The sequence below is a fragment of the Klebsiella michiganensis genome (assembly GCF_015139575.1).
GTDB classification, from domain to species: Bacteria; Pseudomonadota; Gammaproteobacteria; order Enterobacterales; family Enterobacteriaceae; genus Klebsiella; species Klebsiella michiganensis.
This window is the reverse complement of record NZ_AP022547.1, coordinates 1,580,303-1,600,033: the sequence shown is the minus strand read 5'-3', so window position 1 is coordinate 1,600,033 and position 19,731 is coordinate 1,580,303. Positions and strand designations below refer to the sequence as shown.

The 19,731-nt window shown below is 53.9% G+C and carries 16 protein-coding genes and 6 tRNA genes; 13 read left to right on the top strand and 9 right to left on the bottom strand.

The window, feature by feature from the left end:
* Positions 1 to 139: 139 nt before the first annotated feature.
* Positions 140 to 211, top strand: a complete 72-nt coding sequence (ypdK, locus tag JLG71_RS07655; protein WP_077777854.1) for a membrane protein YpdK — start codon at positions 140 to 142, stop codon at positions 209 to 211.
* Between the two features lie 41 nt (positions 212 to 252).
* On the opposite strand, the gene alaC is transcribed toward ypdK, so the two are convergent.
* Entirely contained in the window at positions 253 to 1,491 is a 1,239-nt protein-coding gene (gene alaC, locus JLG71_RS07650) for an alanine transaminase (RefSeq protein WP_009654875.1), read from the bottom strand.
* A 398-nt stretch (positions 1,492 to 1,889) separates the two neighbouring features.
* Between alaC and JLG71_RS07645 the strand changes: the two genes are divergently transcribed.
* Positions 1,890 to 3,569, top strand: coding sequence for a sensor histidine kinase (locus JLG71_RS07645; RefSeq protein WP_161506375.1), 1,680 nt, complete (start codon positions 1,890 to 1,892; stop codon positions 3,567 to 3,569).
* Between the two features lie 11 nt (positions 3,570 to 3,580).
* Positions 3,581 to 4,324 (top strand): LytR/AlgR family response regulator transcription factor, encoded by a 744-nt coding sequence (locus JLG71_RS07640; RefSeq protein WP_025106647.1) that lies wholly within the window; start codon positions 3,581 to 3,583, stop codon positions 4,322 to 4,324.
* Between the two features lie 44 nt (positions 4,325 to 4,368).
* Here JLG71_RS07640 and glk read toward each other — a convergent pair whose 3' ends face one another.
* Positions 4,369 to 5,334 (bottom strand): glucokinase, encoded by a 966-nt coding sequence (gene glk, locus JLG71_RS07635; RefSeq protein ID WP_004852938.1) that lies wholly within the window; start codon positions 5,332 to 5,334, stop codon positions 4,369 to 4,371.
* Between the two features lie 253 nt (positions 5,335 to 5,587).
* Here glk and JLG71_RS07630 point away from each other — a divergent pair, with 253 nt between their 5' ends.
* Positions 5,588 to 6,823 carry an ion channel protein gene (locus JLG71_RS07630; protein ID WP_014230299.1) on the top strand — a complete coding sequence of 412 codons (1,236 nt, stop codon included), beginning with the start codon at positions 5,588 to 5,590 and terminating at the stop codon, positions 6,821 to 6,823.
* On the opposite strand, the gene JLG71_RS07625 is transcribed toward JLG71_RS07630, so the two are convergent.
* Positions 6,820 to 8,481 carry an alpha-keto acid decarboxylase family protein gene (locus JLG71_RS07625; RefSeq protein WP_200914040.1) on the bottom strand — a complete coding sequence of 554 codons (1,662 nt, stop codon included), beginning with the start codon at positions 8,479 to 8,481 and terminating at the stop codon, positions 6,820 to 6,822. The two genes, JLG71_RS07630 and JLG71_RS07625, sit on opposite strands and share 4 nt — an antisense overlap.
* Before the next feature lie 176 nt (positions 8,482 to 8,657).
* Between JLG71_RS07625 and mgrA the strand changes: the two genes are divergently transcribed.
* On the top strand, positions 8,658 to 9,650 hold the full coding sequence (gene mgrA / locus JLG71_RS07620; RefSeq protein WP_049082531.1) for an L-glyceraldehyde 3-phosphate reductase: 993 nt from the start codon (positions 8,658 to 8,660) through the stop codon (positions 9,648 to 9,650).
* A 130-nt stretch (positions 9,651 to 9,780) separates the two neighbouring features.
* Positions 9,781 to 10,131, top strand: coding sequence for a DUF2502 domain-containing protein (locus JLG71_RS07615; protein ID WP_014230302.1), 351 nt, complete (start codon positions 9,781 to 9,783; stop codon positions 10,129 to 10,131).
* A gap of 42 nt (positions 10,132 to 10,173) precedes the next feature.
* Here the strand turns inward: JLG71_RS07615 and JLG71_RS07610 are convergent, their stop codons facing one another.
* Positions 10,174 to 11,409, bottom strand: a complete 1,236-nt coding sequence (locus JLG71_RS07610; RefSeq protein ID WP_004852949.1) for an Nramp family divalent metal transporter — start codon at positions 11,407 to 11,409, stop codon at positions 10,174 to 10,176.
* 346 nt (positions 11,410 to 11,755) lie between these two features.
* Between JLG71_RS07610 and JLG71_RS07605 the strand changes: the two genes are divergently transcribed.
* Positions 11,756 to 12,958: a NupC/NupG family nucleoside CNT transporter gene (locus tag JLG71_RS07605; RefSeq protein WP_004104312.1), complete on the top strand. Its 1,203-nt coding sequence runs from the start codon at positions 11,756 to 11,758 to the stop codon at positions 12,956 to 12,958.
* Positions 12,959 to 13,000: 42 nt separating this feature from the next.
* Here the strand turns inward: JLG71_RS07605 and JLG71_RS07600 are convergent, their stop codons facing one another.
* From JLG71_RS07600 to JLG71_RS07590, 3 genes are all read right to left on the bottom strand, one after another.
* Positions 13,001 to 15,181 (bottom strand): EAL domain-containing protein, encoded by a 2,181-nt coding sequence (locus tag JLG71_RS07600; RefSeq protein WP_047723147.1) that lies wholly within the window; start codon positions 15,179 to 15,181, stop codon positions 13,001 to 13,003.
* Positions 15,182 to 15,382: 201 nt separating this feature from the next.
* Positions 15,383 to 15,458 (bottom strand) — tRNA-Ala (locus tag JLG71_RS07595).
* 41 nt (positions 15,459 to 15,499) lie between these two features.
* A tRNA-Ala gene (locus JLG71_RS07590) sits at positions 15,500 to 15,575 on the bottom strand.
* Positions 15,576 to 15,794: 219 nt separating this feature from the next.
* Between JLG71_RS07590 and JLG71_RS07585 the strand changes: the two genes are divergently transcribed.
* Positions 15,795 to 16,148, top strand: coding sequence for a YfeC-like transcriptional regulator (locus JLG71_RS07585; RefSeq protein ID WP_004852968.1), 354 nt, complete (start codon positions 15,795 to 15,797; stop codon positions 16,146 to 16,148).
* 4 nt (positions 16,149 to 16,152) lie between these two features.
* Positions 16,153 to 16,545: a YfeC-like transcriptional regulator gene (locus JLG71_RS07580; protein WP_032720507.1), complete on the top strand. Its 393-nt coding sequence runs from the start codon at positions 16,153 to 16,155 to the stop codon at positions 16,543 to 16,545.
* A gap of 59 nt (positions 16,546 to 16,604) precedes the next feature.
* Here JLG71_RS07580 and gltX read toward each other — a convergent pair whose 3' ends face one another.
* Positions 16,605 to 18,023 (bottom strand): glutamate--tRNA ligase, encoded by a 1,419-nt coding sequence (gene gltX, locus JLG71_RS07575; protein WP_014230306.1) that lies wholly within the window; start codon positions 18,021 to 18,023, stop codon positions 16,605 to 16,607.
* A 259-nt stretch (positions 18,024 to 18,282) separates the two neighbouring features.
* On the opposite strand from gltX, the gene JLG71_RS07570 reads away from it, so the two are divergent.
* From JLG71_RS07570 to JLG71_RS07555, 4 genes are all read left to right on the top strand, one after another.
* A tRNA-Val gene (locus tag JLG71_RS07570) sits at positions 18,283 to 18,358 on the top strand.
* A gap of 44 nt (positions 18,359 to 18,402) precedes the next feature.
* Positions 18,403 to 18,478: transfer RNA gene (locus JLG71_RS07565), tRNA-Val, on the top strand.
* Between the two features lie 46 nt (positions 18,479 to 18,524).
* Positions 18,525 to 18,600: transfer RNA gene (locus tag JLG71_RS07560), tRNA-Val, on the top strand.
* A gap of 4 nt (positions 18,601 to 18,604) precedes the next feature.
* Positions 18,605 to 18,680, top strand: a tRNA-Lys gene (locus tag JLG71_RS07555).
* Between the two features lie 89 nt (positions 18,681 to 18,769).
* Here JLG71_RS07555 and JLG71_RS07550 read toward each other — a convergent pair.
* Positions 18,770 to 19,654, bottom strand: coding sequence for a LysR family transcriptional regulator (locus JLG71_RS07550; protein ID WP_200914038.1), 885 nt, complete (start codon positions 19,652 to 19,654; stop codon positions 18,770 to 18,772).
* Positions 19,655 to 19,731: the final 77 nt, after the last annotated feature.

The window sequence follows — 19,731 nt, the reverse complement described above, 5'->3', positions numbered from 1 at the left end:
CGCCATCTGGAGCCGTTTACGCTCAGAATTTACAGCTACCGCCCGCTGAAAAAGCGTCGTTTTCGTGAGCGATAGCTGAGCAGGCAATGAAGAGCAAATTCATTTAAGGCGTCTCGCCGAGAGCGCGGAGTGATGAGTCGTGAAATATTTCTTAATGGGCATTTCTTTTATGGTCATCGTTTGGGCCGGTACTTTCGCCCTGATGATCTAGCTTTAACGGTGTTAAAAAAAGGAGCCTCTCGGCTCCTTTTTTTATTCGTGGCTTTCGCTGGTTAACTTAGCCGACGCGGGAAGCAGCCCGTCGGCACGGAACATCGATTTTATGCCGCGCACCGCCTGGCGGATACGATCGCGGTTCTCAATTAACGCGAAGCGTACATGGGTATCGCCATAGTCTCCAAAGCCAATGCCCGGAGAAACGCAGACTTTTGCATCCTGCAGCAGCTTTTTAGCAAACTCCAGTGAGCCCATCGCCGCATACTGCTCTGGGATCTTCGCCCAGACATACATTGACGCCTTCGGACATTCCACCATCCATCCAGCCTCATGCAGCCCTTTCACCAGCACATCGCGACGACGTTTATACTGCTCGGCAATGTCGCGAACGCACTGCTGATCGCCTTCAAGCGCGGCAATCGCCGCAACCTGTAGAGGGGTGAAAGTGCCGTAATCGTGATAGCTTTTAATGCGCGCCAGCGCATTAACCAACGTTTTGTTACCGACCATGAAGCCGATACGCCAGCCCGCCATATTATAGCTTTTAGAGAGCGTAAAGAATTCGACGGCGACATCGCGCGCGCCGGGGACCTGCATGATAGAGGGTGCTTTCCAGCCATCGTAAACAATATCGGCATAGGCCAGATCGTGCACCACCAGCACGTCATAACGCTTCGCCAGCGCCACGACTTTCTCAAAGAACTCCAGTTCGACGCACTGTGCGGTCGGGTTGGAGGGGAAACCGAGGATCATCATTTTCGGCTTCGGGTAACTCTCACGAATCGCGCGCTCAAGCTCGTTGAAGAAATCCACGCCTTCGACCAGAGGTACCGAACGTACCTGGGCTCCGGCAATCACCGCACCGTAAATATGGATGGGATAGCTGGGATTTGGCACCAGTACGGTATCGCCATGGTCAAGCGTCGCCAGCATCAGATGCGCCAGCCCCTCTTTTGAACCAATGGTGACTATCGCTTCTGATTCCGGATCGATCTCAACGTTATAGCGCTCTTGATACCAGCGAGAAATCGCCCGGCGCAGGCGCGGAATGCCGCGGGAAGTAGAATAGCCGTGGGTATCGGGACGCTGGGCAACGGTGCAGAGTTTCTCAACGATATGCGGCGGAGTGGCGCCATCGGGGTTACCCATGCTGAAATCAATAATATCTTCGCCGCGGCGTCGCGCAGCCATTTTTAGTTCAGCAGTGATATTAAAAACGTAAGGGGGGAGACGATCGATACGCGTAAAACGGCGTTCAGGACTGAATTCAGCCATAGATTCCTCGGATTAACGTTAGCGCCCGGACCGTCCGAGCGACGCTGCTGCCTGTGCAGCACGTTTAGAAAATAACCCGAAAATTTTCCTGCTGTCGAGAGGGGCTGAGAAAAATAATTTCTGGCGATAAAAACGGGCATCAGTCCGACTAAATACGGCAGCAACGTTCTTTCCCCTCCTCGCCTACTACATCAAAATTAACATGCTGATATCTTTAATTTTACTTAAATGCTTGCTCATCCGTAGACGCTATTGAATCGCGGGTGTTTGTTATTAATCCCCTTTTATTTGTAAGACTTTTCCCTATTCATGCCTTCAGCTGGCCTTCTGCCGCGAGGTTTTCTATCATGTTGCTTTCTCGCGATTAACACGGCGCACACATGCACGAAATATTTACTATGCTGCTGGCGGTTTTTGACCGCGCGGCATTAATGCTGATTTGTCTCTTTTTCCTCATTCGCCTGCGCCTGTTTCGTGAACTTCTGCATAAATCCGCGCACACCCCTAAAGAATTGCTGGCCGTTACCGCGATCTTCTCTCTCTTTGCCCTCTTTAGCACCTGGTCAGGCGTACCGGTCGAGGGATCGCTGGTCAACGTGCGTATTATCGCGGTCATGTCCGGCGGGATCCTGTTCGGCCCGTGGGTTGGGGCTATTGTCGGCGCGATCGCCGGCGTACATCGCTACCTGATTGATATTGATGGCGTCACCGCCGTCCCCTGCTTTATTACCAGCATTGTCGCCGGTCTGCTCTCTGGTTTTATTGGTCGTAAAGTGCCGAAAGCACAGCGCTGGAAAGCGGGGATCCTCGCCGGGATGCTATGCGAAACCTTAACCATGATTCTCGTGATCGTGTGGGCGCCTTCATTCGCGCTGGGGATAGACATCGTGTCTAAGATTGGTATTCCGATGATCCTTGGCAGCGTATGTATCGGCTTTATCGTTTTGCTGGTGCAGAGCGTTGAGGGGGAAAAGGAAGCCAGCGCCGCCCGTCAGGCAAAACTGGCGCTCGACATCGCCAACAAAACGCTCCCGCTATTTCGCCACGTCAACAGCGAGTCCCTGCGTCAGGTATGCGACATTATCCGCCGCGATATCAGTGCCGATGCCGTCGCGATTACCAATACCCAACACGTGATGGCCTACGTCGGCGTCGGGGAAATCAACTACCGCGATAACGATGACTTTATCAGCCCGACGACGCAACAGGCGATCCGCTATGGAAAAATCATTATTAAAAACAATGATGAGGCTCATCGGACGCCGGAAATACACTCTATGCTGGTCATTCCGCTGTGGGAAAAAGGCGTCGTCACCGGTACGCTAAAAATCTATTACTGCCACGCGCACCGCATCACCTCCTCATTGCAGGAAATGGCGGTAGGCCTGTCGCAAATCATCTCTACGCAGCTGGAGGTTTCCCGCGCTGAACAGCTGCGTGAAATGGCCAATAAAGCCGAGCTGCGGGCGCTGCAAAGCAAAATCAATCCCCATTTCTTATTTAATGCGCTGAACGCCATTTCATCGTCGATTCGCATGAATCCGGACACCGCGCGTCAGTTAATTTTTAATTTGTCGCGCTATTTACGCTACAACATTGAATTAAAAGATGATGAACAGATAGATATCAAAAGGGAGCTGTATCAAATCAAGGATTACATCGCGATTGAACAGGCTCGCTTCGGCGACAAGCTGACGGTGATTTATGATATTGATGATGAAGTCAGCTTTATGATCCCCAGCCTGCTAATTCAGCCGCTGGTGGAGAATGCTATCGTCCACGGGATTCAGCCCTGCAAAGGAAAAGGCGTGGTGACCATTGGCATCAATGAGTGCGGGAATCGGGTACGAATTAGCGTTCGCGATACGGGGAACGGTATCGACCCTGCGGTGGTAGCGAGGGTAGAGGCTGACGAAATGCCGGGAAATAAAATCGGTTTACTCAATGTTCATCACCGGGTCAAGCTACTGTACGGGGAAGGACTGCATATCCGACGCCTGACGCCGGGGACCGAAATTGCCTTCTATGTGCCAACCCAACACGCGCCCCAGGTGGCTACGGAGTCGCTGCTGTCATGAGCGGAGATAAAATGAAGGTCATCATTGTGGAAGATGAGTTCCTCGCGCAGCAAGAGCTCACCTGGTTGATTAACACCCATAGCGAAATGGAGATTGTCGGCACCTTTGACGACGGTCTGGATGTGCTGAAGTTTTTACAGCACAACAAAGTCGACGCCATTTTTCTCGATATCAATATTCCATCTCTGGATGGCGTACTGCTGGCGCAAAACATCAGCCAGTTCGCGCATAAGCCCTTTATCGTTTTTATTACCGCGTGGAAAGAGCATGCGGTGGAAGCCTTTGAGCTGGAGGCGTTTGATTATATTCTCAAGCCCTACCAGGAATCGCGCATTATCAACATGCTGCAAAAGCTGACCGGCGCCTGGCAGCAACAGCAGCAGGTCAGCGCCGGTAGCGGGGCAGCGGCCAATCCAGCCAGGGAAAACGACACGATTAATCTGGTTAAAGATGAACGGATTATCGTCACCAGCATCCACGATATTTACTACGCGGAAGCGCATGAAAAGATGACGTTCGTTTATACCCGCAAGGAGTCCTTCGTGATGCCGATGAATATCACGGAGTTCTGCAACAAGCTACCGCCGGCGCACTTTTTCCGCTGTCACCGCTCGTACTGCGTCAACCTGAACAAAATTCGCGAAATCGAACCCTGGTTCAACAACACCTATATTCTGCGGCTACGCGACCTTGAGTTTCAGGTTCCGGTAAGCCGCAGCAAGGTGAAAGAGTTTCGCCAGCTCATGCATCTGTAGAGGATTTACCCGAATAATCATTTTATTCGGGTAAGAGACGGGGCTTACAGAATCTGTCCCAGAGTCTGACGCAGGTGCGCGCCGGAGCCCAGCAGTCCCGGATTGTCGTGGACAATCAGATAGACCGGAATATCCTGGACGAAGGCTTTAAATCGGCCTTTATCTTCAAAACCGCCGCGAAAGCCGGAGGCTTTGAAGAATTCAAGGAAGCGCGGCACGATACCGCCAGCAATATACACGCCGCCAAAGGTGCCGAGGGTCAGCGCCAGGTTACCGCCAAATCGGCCCATAATGACGCAAAACAGCGACAGCGCGCGGCGGCAATCGATGCAGGTATCGGCCAGCGCGCGTTCGGTCACATCTTTAGGCTGCAGATTTTCCGGTAGACGCCCGTCAGACTTCACGATCGCATGGTAAAGATTGACCAACCCCGGTCCAGATAAGACGCGTTCAGCGGAGACGTGCCCCAGCTCGCTGCGCAGCTCTTCGAGAATAATGCCTTCCTCTTCGCTATTGGGGGCGAAATCCACATGGCCGCCCTCACCCGGCAGGCTCACCCAGCGCTTATCAACGTGTACCAGATGAGCAACGCCCAGCCCGGTACCGGCGCCGTAGACGGCAATCGGCTTGCCTTCCACCGGTTCCGCGCCGCCAAACTGAATCAGATGTTCAGCTTTTAGCATGGGGATCGCCATCGATACTGCGGTAAAATCGTTAATGATTTCCAGATGCGAGAAACCCAGGTTCTTTTTCATCTCAGCGATAGAAAATGCCCAGGTGTGGTTGGTCATCGCCACCCAGTCGCCGGTAATCGGACAGGCGATGGCAATACAGCCGTCTTCTACCTGGACGTTATGCTCTTCCAGATAGACCTGAACAACGGCTTCAAGACTGGGATAATCGAGCCCGGAATAGGTCTTAGCACGGGAGATCTCCCCGCTTGCCAGATCGCATAACGCCAGACGAGCATTCGTTCCGCCAACGTCCCCTACTAAAGCAAATTTTGTCATTCCGTTACGGCTCCGCTAAAGTCAAAATGATTCTTTGGCACACTCTAAATTCATGACGTCCTAACAACAACGACCAACGCATAAGCGCCCTTTGTTTAGCGACCTACGTCACAGTTAGGCTGTAATTTATGAAATTATTGTGCGGCCAATCGTCAGGCCAGCTCTTTACTTTATCGTTTCAGCACCATTTGCGCCAACGACCTTAACGCCCCCGGGCAAAGTAGTGCGTCGAAACCTTCAGAAGGATATTTTCATGCTGCACCCGCGCGCCAGAACGATGCTGTTGTTATCGATACCCGCAATCGTGATTGGTATTGCTGCCAGCCTGGTCTTGATTGTGGCGATGAAAACGGCAGCCATGCTGCAGAATATTCTCTGGAGTAGCCTGCCTGGATTGCTGGGTATGAACGCCAGCGGCCCTTTCTGGACGATAGCTATCCTCACCGGCACCGGCATCGCCGTGGGTCTGGTCGTGCGTTTTAGTCCTGGTCACGCCGGACCCGATCCGGCCACCGAGTCACTCATTGGCGCACCGGTGAGTCCCGGCGCTCTGCCCGGCCTGCTCGCTGCGCTGATCGTCGGCCTGGCGGGCGGCGTTAGCCTCGGGCCGGAGCATCCTATCATGGTGATTAATATCGCCCTCACTGTGGCGCTTGGCTCCCGCCTTTTCCCGCGAGTCAGCGCGCTGGACTGGACGATCCTGGCGTCCTCCGGCACTATCGGGGCGCTATTTGGCACGCCTGTTGCCGCGGCGCTGATCTTTTCGCAAACGCTGAACAGCAGTAACGATGTCCCGCTTTGGGACCGACTCTTCGCCCCCTTACTTGCCGCGGCGGCGGGCTCTCTGACCACCGGGCTGTTTTTCCACCCCAACTTTTCGTTACCTATTGCGCACTACGAGCGGTGGCAGCTTGTCGATATCTTTAGCGGCGCTATCGTGACGCTGATTGCTATTGCCGTCGGCATGGTTGGCGTTTGGTGCTTACCGCGCCTGCACGCGCTGATGCAGCGGCTGAAAAATCCGATCTTAACCCTCGGTATTGGCGGATTTTTATTGGGGATCCTGGGCGTCGTCGGCGGGCATATCACGCTGTTTAAAGGCCTGGATGAAATGCAGCAATTAGCCTTCAGCCAGACGTTAACCGCCAGCGATTACATGCTTATTGCTTTGGTGAAGCTGGCGGCGCTGGTGCTGGCGGCCGCCTGCGGTTTTCGCGGCGGTCGAATTTTTCCGGCGGTGTTCGTCGGCGTCGCGCTAGGCCTGATGCTTCACGCACACGTGGATGCCGTGCCGGCAGCCATCACCGTTTCCTGCGCCATCCTCGGACTGACGCTGGTAGTGACGCGTGATGGCTGGTTGAGCCTGTTTATGGCAGCGGTCGTGGTGCCCGATTCCACGCTGCTTCCGCTGCTGTGTATCGTCATGCTTCCGGCCTGGCTGCTGCTGGCCGGTAAACCCTTGATGATTGCCAGGAAGCGTGGAGATTAAACCCGGCTGTTTCTCTCTTCCAGCGCCTGAGTGACCGTGCGCAGAAAGTCGGGAATATCCATTTTTGGCAGCATCACCTCCACCAGCGTCAGCCTGTCTGAGGCGACGCTGCTATTCATCGCTTCCTGCAGTTCGTGGGTGCGCGTCACTCGCCAGCATCGGGAAGGGACATCCGGCGCAAAAGCGTCAGGCAGGCGATTCCAGTCCCAGAGCGCAATATCGTTATAGCGCTGCTCGGGGCCGTGAATCGCGCGCTCGACCGTATAGCCTTCGTTATTGAGCAACAGGATCAGCGGGCGCTGCTTATCTCTGAGCATCGACCCCAGCTCCTGAATAGTTAACTGCGCAGCGCCATCGCCAACAATCAGCACCACCCTTCTGTCCGCTGCCGCGATTTGCGCCCCGTAGGCTGCCGGAAGGGTAAAGCCTATCGATCCCCATAGCGGCTGGACAATCAGCGTTGCGTCAGCGGGCAGCTTAAGCGCGGCGGCGCCAAAAGCGGCCGTCCCCTGATCGGCAAGGATAATATCTCCCGGGCGCAGCTGTTTCTGCACCGTACTCCAGAAATTTTTCTGCGTCAGGCTCCCCTCTGGCGCGCCGCTGACGCCCGGCGCCTGAACATTTGGCGCATGCCATTCTGCCGCCAGGCTGGCAGAGAGTTCGATCAAGACATCCAGCGCCTTTTCCATCGGTACCCGGCTAAACCAGCGATCGCCAACCCGAACGGCGAAGGGCTGGACTTCTATCGTTTTTTCCTGCGTAAGGTGTTGGGTGAAACCGGCGGTAATGGTATCGGTAAAACACGTGCCGACGCAGATAATGGTATCCGCGTTTTCAATGGCATCGCGGGTATCCTCTGCGCTGGCTATCCCGCTGTAAGTCCCGACGAACCCAGGCTGCTGCTCATCAAAAAGCCCTTTGCCCATCAGCATTGTGGCGTAAGCAACCGGCACCTTCGCCACCCACTCTCGCAGAGCGTTTTGTAGTCCATAGCGCTGGGCGAGGAAATCCGCCAGCAGCGATACGCGACGGCTGCTTCTGAGCATCCGCTCGGCGTGCTCGCGGAACCCGGCCAGCTGGTTCTCGTCGGCGGGCAGCGTGTGAATAAGCAAGCGGTGAGCTGGCGGGGTGGCCTTTGCTTTGGCCACATCGGCCGGCAGCATGAGATAACCGGGGCGATGCTGGGTCAGCATTTCACTCAGTACCCGGTCTATTTCATGGCAGGCATTTCCCGCCGCCAGCACCGCCTGAGAGCAGGTAATATGTTCACTCATACGCGAAAAGTGGCTGAAATCACCGTCGCCAAGCGTATGGTGCAGCAGCTCGCCGCGCTGCTGTGCGCCGGTACAGGGAGCGCCGACGATATGCAGGACCGGTACATGCTCAGCGTAGCTCCCGGCAACGCCGTTGAGCGCGCTCAGTTCACCGACGCCATAGGTGGTCAACAGCGCGCCCGCGCCCTTAATGCGCGCATAGCCATCGGCGGCATAGGCGGCGTTTAGCTCGTTAGCACAGCCTACCCACCCTAAGCTCTGCTGCGCGATAACGCTGTCGAGAAACTGTAAATTGTAATCACCCGGTACGCCAAACAAGCGGTCTATGCCGCAATCTACGAGACGATCCAACAGATAATCGCCAATGGTATAAGTCGGTTGCATATCCTTACTCTCCTCTCGTGCAGGTAAGTTGAGTATTGAATAAGCAGGTGCGCTGTCCAGATTGCGCTCAACAATGGCGGTGGAAAGCAAAATTTACGCCTTCAGGGTGTGTACTCCGCGGCAAACATTCTTTAGTGTAAACGTATACACAACCCTGTTTTATCTGCGGAGGAAGTATGGTTTACCAGGCAAACGCCACGCGATATCAAACGATGGAGTACCGCCGCTGCGGTCATAGCGGACTAAAGCTACCGGCGATTTCTCTTGGGCTTTGGCACAATTTTGGCGACGAAACGCGGGTGGAAACCAGCCGCCAGCTTCTGCGTCACGCATTTGATCTCGGCATGACTCATTTTGATTTAGCCAACAACTATGGGCCACCGCCGGGTTCGGCGGAGAGTCATTTTGGCCGCATCCTGAAAGAGGATTTTTTGCCCTATCGCGATGAACTGATTATCTCCAGTAAAGCCGGTTACACCATGTGGGACGGCCCCTATGGCGACTGGGGATCGCGCAAGTACCTGATTGCCAGCCTCGACCAGAGCCTTAAGCGAATGGGTCTCGACTATGTCGACATCTTCTACCATCACCGCCCCGATCCCGAAACGCCGCTGCGGGAAACCATGAGCGCGCTGGACCACATCGTCCGCCAGGGGAAAGCGCTCTACGTCGGATTATCGAATTATCCGCTCGAACAGGCCCGGGAAGCCGTCAATATCCTTAACGATCTCGGCACGCCGTGTCTGATTCATCAGCCCAAATATTCGATGTTTGAACGCTGGGTCGAGGAGGGATTACTCGATTTCCTACAGAGCGCGGGGGTGGGAAGTATAGCGTTTTCACCGCTTGCGGGCGGCCAGCTCACCAACCGTTACCTGCACGGTATCCCGGCGGACTCCCGCGCCGCCAGCGGCAGCCGGTTCCTGCAACCGGAGCAGCTTACTGAAAGCAAGCTGGAAAAGATTAGTCAGCTGAATACGCTGGCCGAATCCCGCGGACAGAAGCTCTCACAGATGGCGCTGGCCTGGGTACTGCGCGATGAGAAAGTGACGTCGGTACTGATTGGCGCCAGTAAAACTTCGCAGCTCGACGATGCGGTTGGCATGCTGGAAAACCGCCATTTCAGCGCCGAAGAACGGGCCACCATTGACGCGATCCTTGCGGTGTAAATTCATTGTTACTTTAGCAAAAAGTGCTCTCACTTGCGATTTAGGAGTTCCTCCGATGCGGCGGGGCTTTACCGCCCCGTAATATCAGGTTAACAGGCCGACAACGGCCCCGATCGTGAAGGAGAAGAGTATGTTCAGGTCACTGATTTTGGCTGCAGTGCTTCTGGCTTCAGCGCCATTGGTCGCTAACGCTGGTGAAATCACCCTGTTGCCATCAATAAAATTACAAATTGGCGATCGCGACAATTACGGTAACTACTGGGACGGTGGCGGCTGGCGCGACCGTGATTACTGGCGTCGACACTATGAGTGGCGCGATAACCGCTGGCGTCGTCACGACAACGGCTGGCATCGCGGCTGGGATAAAGGTAAAGCCTACGAACGCGGCTATCGCGAAGGCTGGAAAGATCGCGATGACCGACGCGGCGGCTGGGGGCGTGGGCCAGGCGGCGGACGCGGACATGGCCACGGGCATCATTAATCGCAAAAGGGAGCCATTCGGCTCCCTTTTTCATCGTCACGCTTAACTGAATATCGTTCCAATAATCAGCCAGCCGTTAAGCAGCACAACGACCGCAACTATCCCCCACCCCAGCAGTTTTACCCACCGGGAATTGACCAGGTCGCCCATTAACCGGGAATCGCTGGTGAATATCAGCAGCGGCACCAGCGCGAGGGCGATACCAAAGCTCAGCAATACCTGGCTCATCACCAGAATACGCGTGGGATCCAGCCCCATTAAAATGACGATAAACGACGGCAGCATGGTGATCGCCCGGCGAAACCACAGCGGGATATGGAAGCGGATAAAGCCCTGCATTACCACCTGCCCTGCCAGGGTTCCCACAACCGTGGAGGATAAACCCGCCGCTATCAGGCTCAGACCAAAGATGGTAGCTGCCGCGTGGCTCAGCAAGGGCTCCAGCGTCAGATAGGCCTGATCGAGGTCGGCAATCCCGGTGTGGCCGTTAAAGTGGAAGGCGGCGGCGGCGGTCGCCATCATGGCCAGGTTAACAAAACCCGCGATGGTCATGGCGATGGCGACATCCCAGCGCGTGGCGTTATAGCGCTCTTTGCGCGTCCCCCCGTGCAGGTGCTGAGTGAGCGATGAGTGTAAGTAGATAACATGCGGCATGATGGTCGCCCCCAATACCCCGGCGGCAAGAAACACCGCTTCGCTGGTCGGCAGTGAAGGCACGATCATCCCTTTCGCCAGCGGTGCCAGCGCGGGCCGGGAGAAGATAAGCTCAACGACATACGCTGCGGCGACAAACAGCAGCAGCCCGCCTATCACTTTTTCCAGCGGCTTTTGACCGCGACGCTGCAGCATCAGAATCAGGAACGTCGCAATTCCGGTCAATACAGCGCCCTGAAGCAATGACACGCCGAGCACCAGCTTAAATCCGATAGCCGCGCCAATAAACTCGGCAAGATCGGTCGCCATAGCGATAATTTCGGCCTGCACCCAGTAGAACCACACCACAGGACGCGGGTAGTGGTCGCGAATTTGCTCCGCCAGATTTTTACCGGTGGCGATGCCCAGCTTCGCCGACATCACCTGAATCAGCATCGCCATCAGGTTAGCCCATACCACCACCCACAGCAGCTGGTAGCCAAAGCTGGCGCCGGCCTGAATGTTGGTGGCGAAGTTACCCGGATCGATATAGCCAATGGCAGCAATGAACGCCGGCCCCATCAGGGCGAGCTTAATCTTGCGCGCTGCGCGACCGCTGCTATTCTCAACGCGACTGTTGGTCATTTTCTGCCTCTGGAAATATAGCCTTTGCTATGTTTTATGCTATCAAAATGCGAATGATTATCAAGTTCATTTGGAGCGATGATAATGATTGCTGTGATAGGAGAGAACGATAGCGGGTTGGCAACGGAAAACCGGGGAACTGATAAACGCTTTTAATTAATCACCAGAATAGTACAACCGAGCAACTTTTAAAACCTTTACGTAACATAACAAAAATGCATGGTTGATCACTATTTTTGCCATTAGTCACATATCCTTGCAATAGTGTGTGCTGGCTCTCGTTTTCTTTGCGCTTGTTACATAGAATGTGCACAGAAATTTAACCTGCCTCATATTTGGAGCAAATATGGACCGCGTCCTGCACTTTATTCTCGCGATCGTAGTGGTGGCCATTCTGGCCCTGTTGGTTAGCCACAACCGTAAGCAGATTCGTATTCGTTATGTCATTCAGCTGCTTGTCATTGAAGTGCTGCTGGCCTGGTTCTTCCTGAACTCTGACATTGGTCTGGGTTTTGTGAAGGGCTTCTCCGAGATGTTTGAAAAACTTCTCGGTTTCGCCAACGAAGGGACAAACTTCGTCTTCGGCAACATGAACGACAAAGGCCTGGCGTTCTTCTTCCTGAAGGTTTTGTGCCCGATCGTCTTTATTTCTGCGCTGATCGGTATTTTGCAGCATATTCGTATTCTGCCTATCGTCATTCGCGCGATTGGTACCGTGCTGTCCAAAATCAACGGCATGGGCAAGCTGGAATCCTTTAACGCTGTCAGCTCGCTGATTCTGGGCCAGTCCGAAAACTTCATCGCCTATAAAGATATTCTTGGCAAGATGTCCCGCAACCGCATGTACACCATGGCGGCGACCGCGATGTCTACGGTATCCATGTCTATCGTGGGCGCGTACATGACCATGCTGCAGCCGAAATATGTAGTTGCGGCGCTGGTACTGAACATGTTCAGCACCTTTATCGTGCTGTCGCTGATTAACCCGTATCGCGTTGACGAAAGCGAAGAAAATCTGCAGATGTCTAACCTGCATGAAGGACAGAGCTTCTTCGAGATGCTGGGTGAATACATCCTGGCAGGCTTTAAAGTGGCGATTATCGTGGCCGCCATGCTGATTGGTTTTATCGCGCTGATTTCCGCGCTGAACGCCCTGTTCGCCACCGTCACCGGCTGGTTCGGCTATAGCATCTCCTTCCAGGGGATCCTCGGCTATATCTTTTATCCGGTTGCGTGGGTGATGGGCGTACCGGCAGGTGAAGCGCTGCAGGTAGGAAGTATTATGGCCACCAAGCTGGTTTCTAACGAATTCGTCGCCATGATGGATCTGCAGAAAGTTGCCGCCACGCTCTCTCCGCGTGCGGAAGGCATCATCTCTATCTTCCTGGTCTCCTTCGCCAACTTCTCTTCTATCGGTATCATCGCCGGCGCGATTAAAGGCCTGAACGAAGAGCAAGGTAACGTGGTTTCCCGCTTCGGCCTGAAGCTGGTGTACGGTTCTACGCTGGTGAGCGTGCTCTCTGCGTCTATCGCCGCGCTGGTACTGTAATTCGTCAGCGGTATCGCGAAAGCCGGGCAAGTCCCGGCTTTTTCATGCCCGCAGTTCGCTCAACGGCAGCGGCTTACCCACCAGATACCCCTGGAGATAATCGACGCCTAACTCGAGAAGCTTTTCCCGCTGCTCCGGCGTTTCAACGTATTCTGCCACCACTTTCATCTTCTTAACCTTAGCCATTTCAATAATGGATTTGACCATAATGGCGTCCAGCGGATCGGTCTCGATATCACGCACGAAGCAGCCGTCAATTTTCAGGATATCGGCCCGCAGGCTTTTCAGACGCTCGTAGTTAGCGTAGCCGGTACCAAAGTCATCAATCGCTATACCGCAACCGAAATCTCGCAGCAGCTGGATGTTATGCATGCTGGTCTCGACATCGGAAAACGCCTGCTCTTCGGTAACTTCAATCGTTATCGCCTCCGCCGACAGGTTATAGCGTTTAAACAGCGCGATAATTTGCGCCGCGCTATCCTTTTGCATCAGCGTATAGGGCAGAAGGTTGACGGAGAAATGCTGACCCTGATGGTGATTGAGCGAACTAAACAGCGTTTCCAGCACCTGCATATCAAAACGCTGGCTCAGGTTAAACTGCGCAATCAGCGGGATAAACCGATCGGGCGTAATGATGGTATTGCCGCAGCGCATACGACTCAGTATCTCGTAATACCCCTCTCCGGAGGCGTCCCGGATAGGCTGGGCGTACAGTACCAGCCCACGTTCGTTAAGCGCCTGCTTAATCTTCGCCAGCAGCCGTACCTGTTCGCTCGTTTGATCGGAAATCTGCTCTTGCGCCGCGTCCAGCGGTAATACGCGCCGCGCCGCGCCGGCCTGCTCCGATAACCAGCTAAGCTGACCAAGCATCGGGTGAAGCTCAGATTCTATGCCGCGGTAGCCGCCCCACGATGCGCCAAATTCCAGATCTAACGCCTGGTTATTCCAGCTAAACTTTTTATGGTTAAGCGTGGAAACAATATGACTTAACCGCGCCTCTGGCTCCGGCCCCTTCAGTACCAGCAGTAGCTCGCTGCCGGGGAGCTGAAATATTCGCTCGCCGGGAGCTAATAGCGGCTGTAGCTTCCGGGCTATCTGCCGTTTGCTCTCCACTCTCATCATCATGCCATAATGGCGGCTCAGGAAGTCCAGATTCTGAATGCGCAGGCTGCTGATGGCCACAGCAGGATTCCGCTGCAGGTGACTCTCCAGCGCGCGCAGATTCGGTAAACCGGTTAGCGGATCTTCTTCCGCCTGATCCCGCCATCTGAACTTCATTCTTTCACTGCGAGCATAGATATCCGCCATATAAAACAGGCAGATAGTGAAACAAATGAGTACCGAAAGAACAAACGACAGTGAATATTCAGTTTGTACGCCGTGTAAAAAATTCTGGTTATACGCCACGAGTAAAAAGGCTGAAACGGACCATGAAATGCGAATCAGCGTATGCCCCAGGCGGCTAATACCAATGAAGTATAAAATGAAAATAAGCGGGACTAAATAACCGGCAATAAAAACAGAATCATAAGGCGTACACAGCACCAGTAATATTGCCGCCAGGGCCACAAACCAATACAACGTAAATACCCGCTGCTCGCCCGCCCGCCATGAGTGGCAAAGATTGCGCCAGAATGCTCGCGCATAACGTGGACTGATAATCATCCGCAACGGATAATAAAAGAATGTCGTGAAAATTAATGCGGCGCTAATCAGGCTTTGTATATCGATAATGGTGTAAATAACCGACATACTGCCGAAATAGCTGGATATTGCCAACGGAAAAGCAAAAAAACGCCCCGCCAGATACATGGTGACCTTCAAAAGGAGCGGTGCAAAAAAGCCGCCCCAAAAAATCCTCGCGCCCATATGTTTTGCCGTCAGCCCAGCGCGCCAGCGCCTTCCAAGCTGAAAGCGAACAATCGCGCAGGACAGGAAAACCGAGAAGAGCTGGCAAAATAGCAGGATCAGCGCCTGGGTTAGCGTCAGATCGATTATCCAGGCATTAGTGATCGCAAACGCGATAATCAATGGCGCAACGGCGTAGCGGCCAAAAATAAAAAGTACGGAATACATTAAGCTCAGCGGTAGCCACGCCAGATAAATTTGATTTCCGTCAATAATGGTTTGTGGGGAAATAAATCGGGACAGCGGAATTGCGATAAAGCAGACCAGGAGCGCCAGCAGAGTTTTTTTGATCTTAATGTTAAGATGATCAATCATTATTGTTAATTAAAACTCCGGCTGCAATAAATATATTCAGGCAACAGATATTATGTTGCTTAATAAAGGCAGGCAAGATTTTAAATAGTGAAAAAATCTGAAATTACTTAACGCAGAGGTTTGCTGACTTATTCAGAGAATGCTTTACATTTCCTCCGCCAGACAAACAAAAAACCCCCGCCGTAGCGAGGGTTCCGAATTTGGTGGAGCTAAGCGGGATCGAACCGCTGACCTCTTGCATGCCATGCAAGCGCTCTCCCAGCTGAGCTATAGCCCCACAGGACCTCTTTACGAACCAAACCTGATGGGTGCAGGTGTTGGTGGAGCTAAGCGGGATCGAACCGCTGACCTCTTGCATGCCATGCAAGCGCTCTCCCAGCTGAGCTATAGCCCCGTAACGTAAAGCATGTCGTGTTGACGGGCGGCATAATATGAATTCCTTCGCCAGGTGTCAACGGCAAAATCAATCCCGGCTATTTGATCGCTGAAAAAGCAGACAAACGGCTGACATTGCGAGCCTTATCGCAGCCAGAAGTTAAACATGTCACTCTTTCCTTTAAAAGGATGCTATAACATGTGCAACTAATTCCCACATATTTACTCAGGAAATAGTATGCTCAAGGAACGAATGACACCTGAAGAAATAGCGCATCTGACTGGCTTCAGTCGGCAAACGATTAACAAATGGGTACGTAAAGAGGGATGGCAAACGTCCCCGCGCCCCGGCGTACAGGGCGGCAAAGCGCGCCTCGTACATGTTAATGAGCAGGTTCGCGAGTTTATTCGCAGCGCGCAGCGCGTGGCCGAAAACCCTGTCCCCTATTCCGCAACGGATAACGATCTCGAATCTCTGCTGCTTACCCTGTGTAAAGAGATGACGCCGGGAGAGCAAAAGCTGCTGATGTCGCTGCTGCTGCGTGAAGGGATCACCGGGTTACTCAACCGACTCGGTATTCGCGATCGGTGAAAGCATGATGAAACTTAAAGATAAAATGACCCCAGCGGAGCTCGCCGAGTGCCTTAACCTCGCCCGGCAAACCATAAACCGCTGGGCCAGAGAACAAAAATGGCGGACGGAACCGATCCCCGGAGTCAAAGGCGGACGCGCTCGTCTTATCGTCATCGACAGGTCGGTGATCGATTTCCTGGCAAATATCCCGGCGCTGCGGCATCTGACCATGGATAACCAGCTGGCGGAACCGCCCGTCAAATACTTTGTGAACGATGCGGACACAATCTGGCGCCAGATTGTCGAGACCATGCACCTGATGACCCCAACTGAGCAGCTGCACCTGCGGGATTTTCTTGCGCGCGAGGGGATCAGCGGGTTTCTGTCCCGGCTTGGCATTACTGATGCGAAGTAACGGGCAAAAAAAACGGCGGGGTTCGCTATCCCCGCCGTTTAACAATCGCTGTATCAGGATCAGGATTGCTGGCTTTCGCGCTCAGCAATAAAGGCCAGCGCCTTGTTGATACGTTCTACGCTACGTGATTTACCGATCGCATGGACGGTCACATCAAGCGCTGGAGACTGACCCGCACCGGTCACCGCGACGCGCAGCGGCATTCCCACTTTTCCCATCCCCACTTCCAGCTCATCGGCCGTCGCCTGAATCGCATGATGGACGTTTTCCGCCGTCCAGTCGCTGATGGCGGCTAATTTGTCGCGCACCACTTCCAGCGGCTGACGAGCAACAGGACGCAGATGTTTTTTCGCCGCATCGGCATCAAACTCGGCAAAATCTTCATAGAAATAGCGGCAGCTCGCCGCCATCTCTTTAAGGGTTTTGCAGCGCTCGCCCAGCAGCTTCACCAGCTCAGCCAGCTGCGGGCCGTTACGGGTGTCGATATTTTCCTGCTCAATGTGCCACTGTAAATGCGTTGCCACGTACTCCGGGGCCAGCGAGTTGATATAGTGGTGGTTCAGCCACTGCAGCTTTTCCGTATTGAACGCGCTCGCCGATTTGCTCACCGCCCCCAGGCTGAACAGTTTAATCATCTCTTCGCGAGAGAAAATCTCCTGGTCGCCGCTGGACCATCCCAGACGCACCAGATAGTTCAGCAGCGCTTCCGGCAGATAGCCGTCGTCGCGATACTGCATAACGCTGACCGCACCGTGGCGCTTGGACAGTTTCTTACCATCGTCGCCGTTAATCATCGAGACGTGGGCGTAAACCGGCACCGGCGCATTCAGCGCTTTCAGGATGTTAATCTGGCGCGGGGTATTGTTGATATGGTCTTCGCCGCGAATAACGTGGGTGATTTCCATATCCCAGTCGTCAACCACGACGCAGAAGTTGTAGGTTGGAGAACCATCGGTACGGCGGATAATCAGATCGTCCAGCTCCTGGTTGCTGAATTCGATCGGACCGCGGATCTGGTCGTCAAAAACAACGGAACCCTCTTCCGGGTTGGCAAAACGGACGACGCAAGGTTCGTCATCAGCATGATGTTCGTGGCCATGGCGGCAGCGACCGTCGTAGCGGGGCTTCTCGCCTTTTGCCATTTGCTCTTCACGCAGCGCTTCCAGACGCTCTTTAGAGCAATAGCATTTATAGGCCGTGCCCGCTGCCAGCATTTCATCAATAACGGCGTTGTAGCGATCAAAACGCTTGGTCTGGAAGTACGGACCCTCGTCCCATTCCAGGCTCAGCCAGTTCATACCATCCATAATGGCTTCAATGGCCTCCGGCGTGGAGCGCTCAAGATCGGTATCTTCAATACGCAGCACAAACTCACCGCCGTGATTACGTGCAAAAAGCCAGGAATAGAGAGCAGTACGCGCGCCGCCAACGTGCAGATAGCCTGTCGGGCTGGGCGCGAAGCGAGTTTTGATTTTCATGAAGTGGCCTTACGTTTGATAAAGGTGCCGACACGCGGCAGTGTTCGTTGGATTTTATGGAGGAATATTCTAACACCGTGGGCTGATTCCTCAATGTTGTTACCGTTTCAACGTCACGCTTTCCCCTTTTTGTTTATAAATCATGCGCCACGGATGACATTGCGATCGTTTTGTTTAATTTTACGACGAACAAACAAATTATTTAGAAAAGGCGTTGACTCATTTTCAACTCTCCCTATAATGCGACTCCACACAGCGGGGGTGATTAGCTCAGCTGGGAGAGCACCTCCCTTACAAGGAGGGGGTCGGCGGTTCGAACCCGTCATCACCCACCAACTACTTTACGTAGTCTCCGCCGTGTAGCAAGAAATTGAGAAGTGGGTGATTAGCTCAGCTGGGAGAGCACCTCCCTTACAAGGAGGGGGTCGGCGGTTCGATCCCGTCATCACCCACCACTTTCTCGCCAGCTGGATTTCTTGCCGCAAAATGAAGTACCGAAGTGGGTGATTAGCTCAGCTGGGAGAGCACCTCCCTTACAAGGAGGGGGTCGGCGGTTCGATCCCGTCATCACCCACCACTTCGGGTCGTTAGCTCAGTTGGTAGAGCAGTTGACTTTTAATCAATTGGTCGCAGGTTCGAATCCTGCACGACCCACCAATGTAAAAAAGCGCCCTAAAGGCGCTTTTTTGCTATCTGCGATAGACAAAGCCGACACGGGCCTTCATCTTGCTATCCGGCACAGACCATCAATTCACCAGCTCCGCAATCAGCTTCTCCAGCGCGGGCGTCGCCTGCTGTTGGTCATAGACGATATACAAATCTGCCGGTATGCGTTCTTCCAGCGGACGAAACACCACCCCCGGCCACGTCATTTGCGCATAGCTATCAGCGATGAGCGTAATACCTATCCCCATACTGACCATCGCCAGAACCGTTTGCGGCTCCATCACTTCACGGATAATCATCGGCGAGAATCCGGCGCTCTGGCACACGCGCTGCAAAAACGTCCAGTCGGTATGTATTGAAGGCATGGTGACAAAATATTCGTTACGCAAAGCCGCAAGCGGGATCGCCTTACGCGCGACAAGCGGATGCTCTTCCGGCATGGCCACCAGAAAAGAGGATTCGTGCAAGCGCAGGCTGGTAAATCCAGGAGAAGGCGCTGTCGCCATCCGCCAGACGCCGGCGTCCAGCTCGCGTCGTTCCAGCATCGCCATCTGCATGGCGGGCATGTTCTCGCGAAAAAGCACCTCTACGTTAGGGTTCTCTTTCAAAAAACGCCGCATCACCGGACGCATTTTTCCCCACATAGCCGTACCTATCACGCCCAGCTCTACCCGTCCCGCCTCACCCCGCCCAATCTGTTCCACGCGCGCCAGCGCCTGATTCGCGCTGGAAAGCAGACGACGGGACTCCTCCATCAGGATTTTCCCTGCGTGGGTCAACGCTACGCTGCGGGAGTGGCGAACAAACAGCAGCGTGCCAAGCTGCTGCTCCAGGTCTTTAATGTGAATGCTGAGCGGAGGTTGCGACATGTTCAGACGGGCCGCCGCACGACCAAAATGCAGCTCTTCGGCAACAGCCAGAAAATAGCGCAATAACTTCAGATCGATACGATGCGTGCGTTCCATGGGTCATGCGCTCCTGAGGCATAAAGATAATGCGCAAAGTTACCACACTGCATCAGAAAAAATGAAACGGCGGAACA

Coding starts and splice junctions, on each gene's coding strand:
- alaC (WP_009654875.1), bottom strand. CDS start 1,491: ATGGCTGAATTCAGTCCTGAACGCCGTTTTACGCGTATCGATCGTCTC.
- JLG71_RS07645 (WP_161506375.1), top strand. CDS start 1,890: ATGCTGCTGGCGGTTTTTGACCGCGCGGCATTAATGCTGATTTGTCTC.
- JLG71_RS07640 (WP_025106647.1), top strand. CDS start 3,581: ATGAAGGTCATCATTGTGGAAGATGAGTTCCTCGCGCAGCAAGAGCTC.
- glk (WP_004852938.1), bottom strand. CDS start 5,334: ATGACAAAATTTGCTTTAGTAGGGGACGTTGGCGGAACGAATGCTCGT.
- JLG71_RS07630 (WP_014230299.1), top strand. CDS start 5,588: ATGCTGCACCCGCGCGCCAGAACGATGCTGTTGTTATCGATACCCGCA.
- JLG71_RS07625 (WP_200914040.1), bottom strand. CDS start 8,481: ATGCAACCGACTTATACCATTGGCGATTATCTGTTGGATCGTCTCGTA.
- mgrA (WP_049082531.1), top strand. CDS start 8,658: ATGGTTTACCAGGCAAACGCCACGCGATATCAAACGATGGAGTACCGC.
- JLG71_RS07615 (WP_014230302.1), top strand. CDS start 9,781: ATGTTCAGGTCACTGATTTTGGCTGCAGTGCTTCTGGCTTCAGCGCCA.
- JLG71_RS07610 (WP_004852949.1), bottom strand. CDS start 11,409: ATGACCAACAGTCGCGTTGAGAATAGCAGCGGTCGCGCAGCGCGCAAG.
- JLG71_RS07605 (WP_004104312.1), top strand. CDS start 11,756: ATGGACCGCGTCCTGCACTTTATTCTCGCGATCGTAGTGGTGGCCATT.
- JLG71_RS07600 (WP_047723147.1), bottom strand. CDS start 15,181: ATGATTGATCATCTTAACATTAAGATCAAAAAAACTCTGCTGGCGCTC.
- JLG71_RS07585 (WP_004852968.1), top strand. CDS start 15,795: ATGCTCAAGGAACGAATGACACCTGAAGAAATAGCGCATCTGACTGGC.
- JLG71_RS07580 (WP_032720507.1), top strand. CDS start 16,153: ATGATGAAACTTAAAGATAAAATGACCCCAGCGGAGCTCGCCGAGTGC.
- gltX (WP_014230306.1), bottom strand. CDS start 18,023: ATGAAAATCAAAACTCGCTTCGCGCCCAGCCCGACAGGCTATCTGCAC.
- JLG71_RS07550 (WP_200914038.1), bottom strand. CDS start 19,654: ATGGAACGCACGCATCGTATCGATCTGAAGTTATTGCGCTATTTTCTG.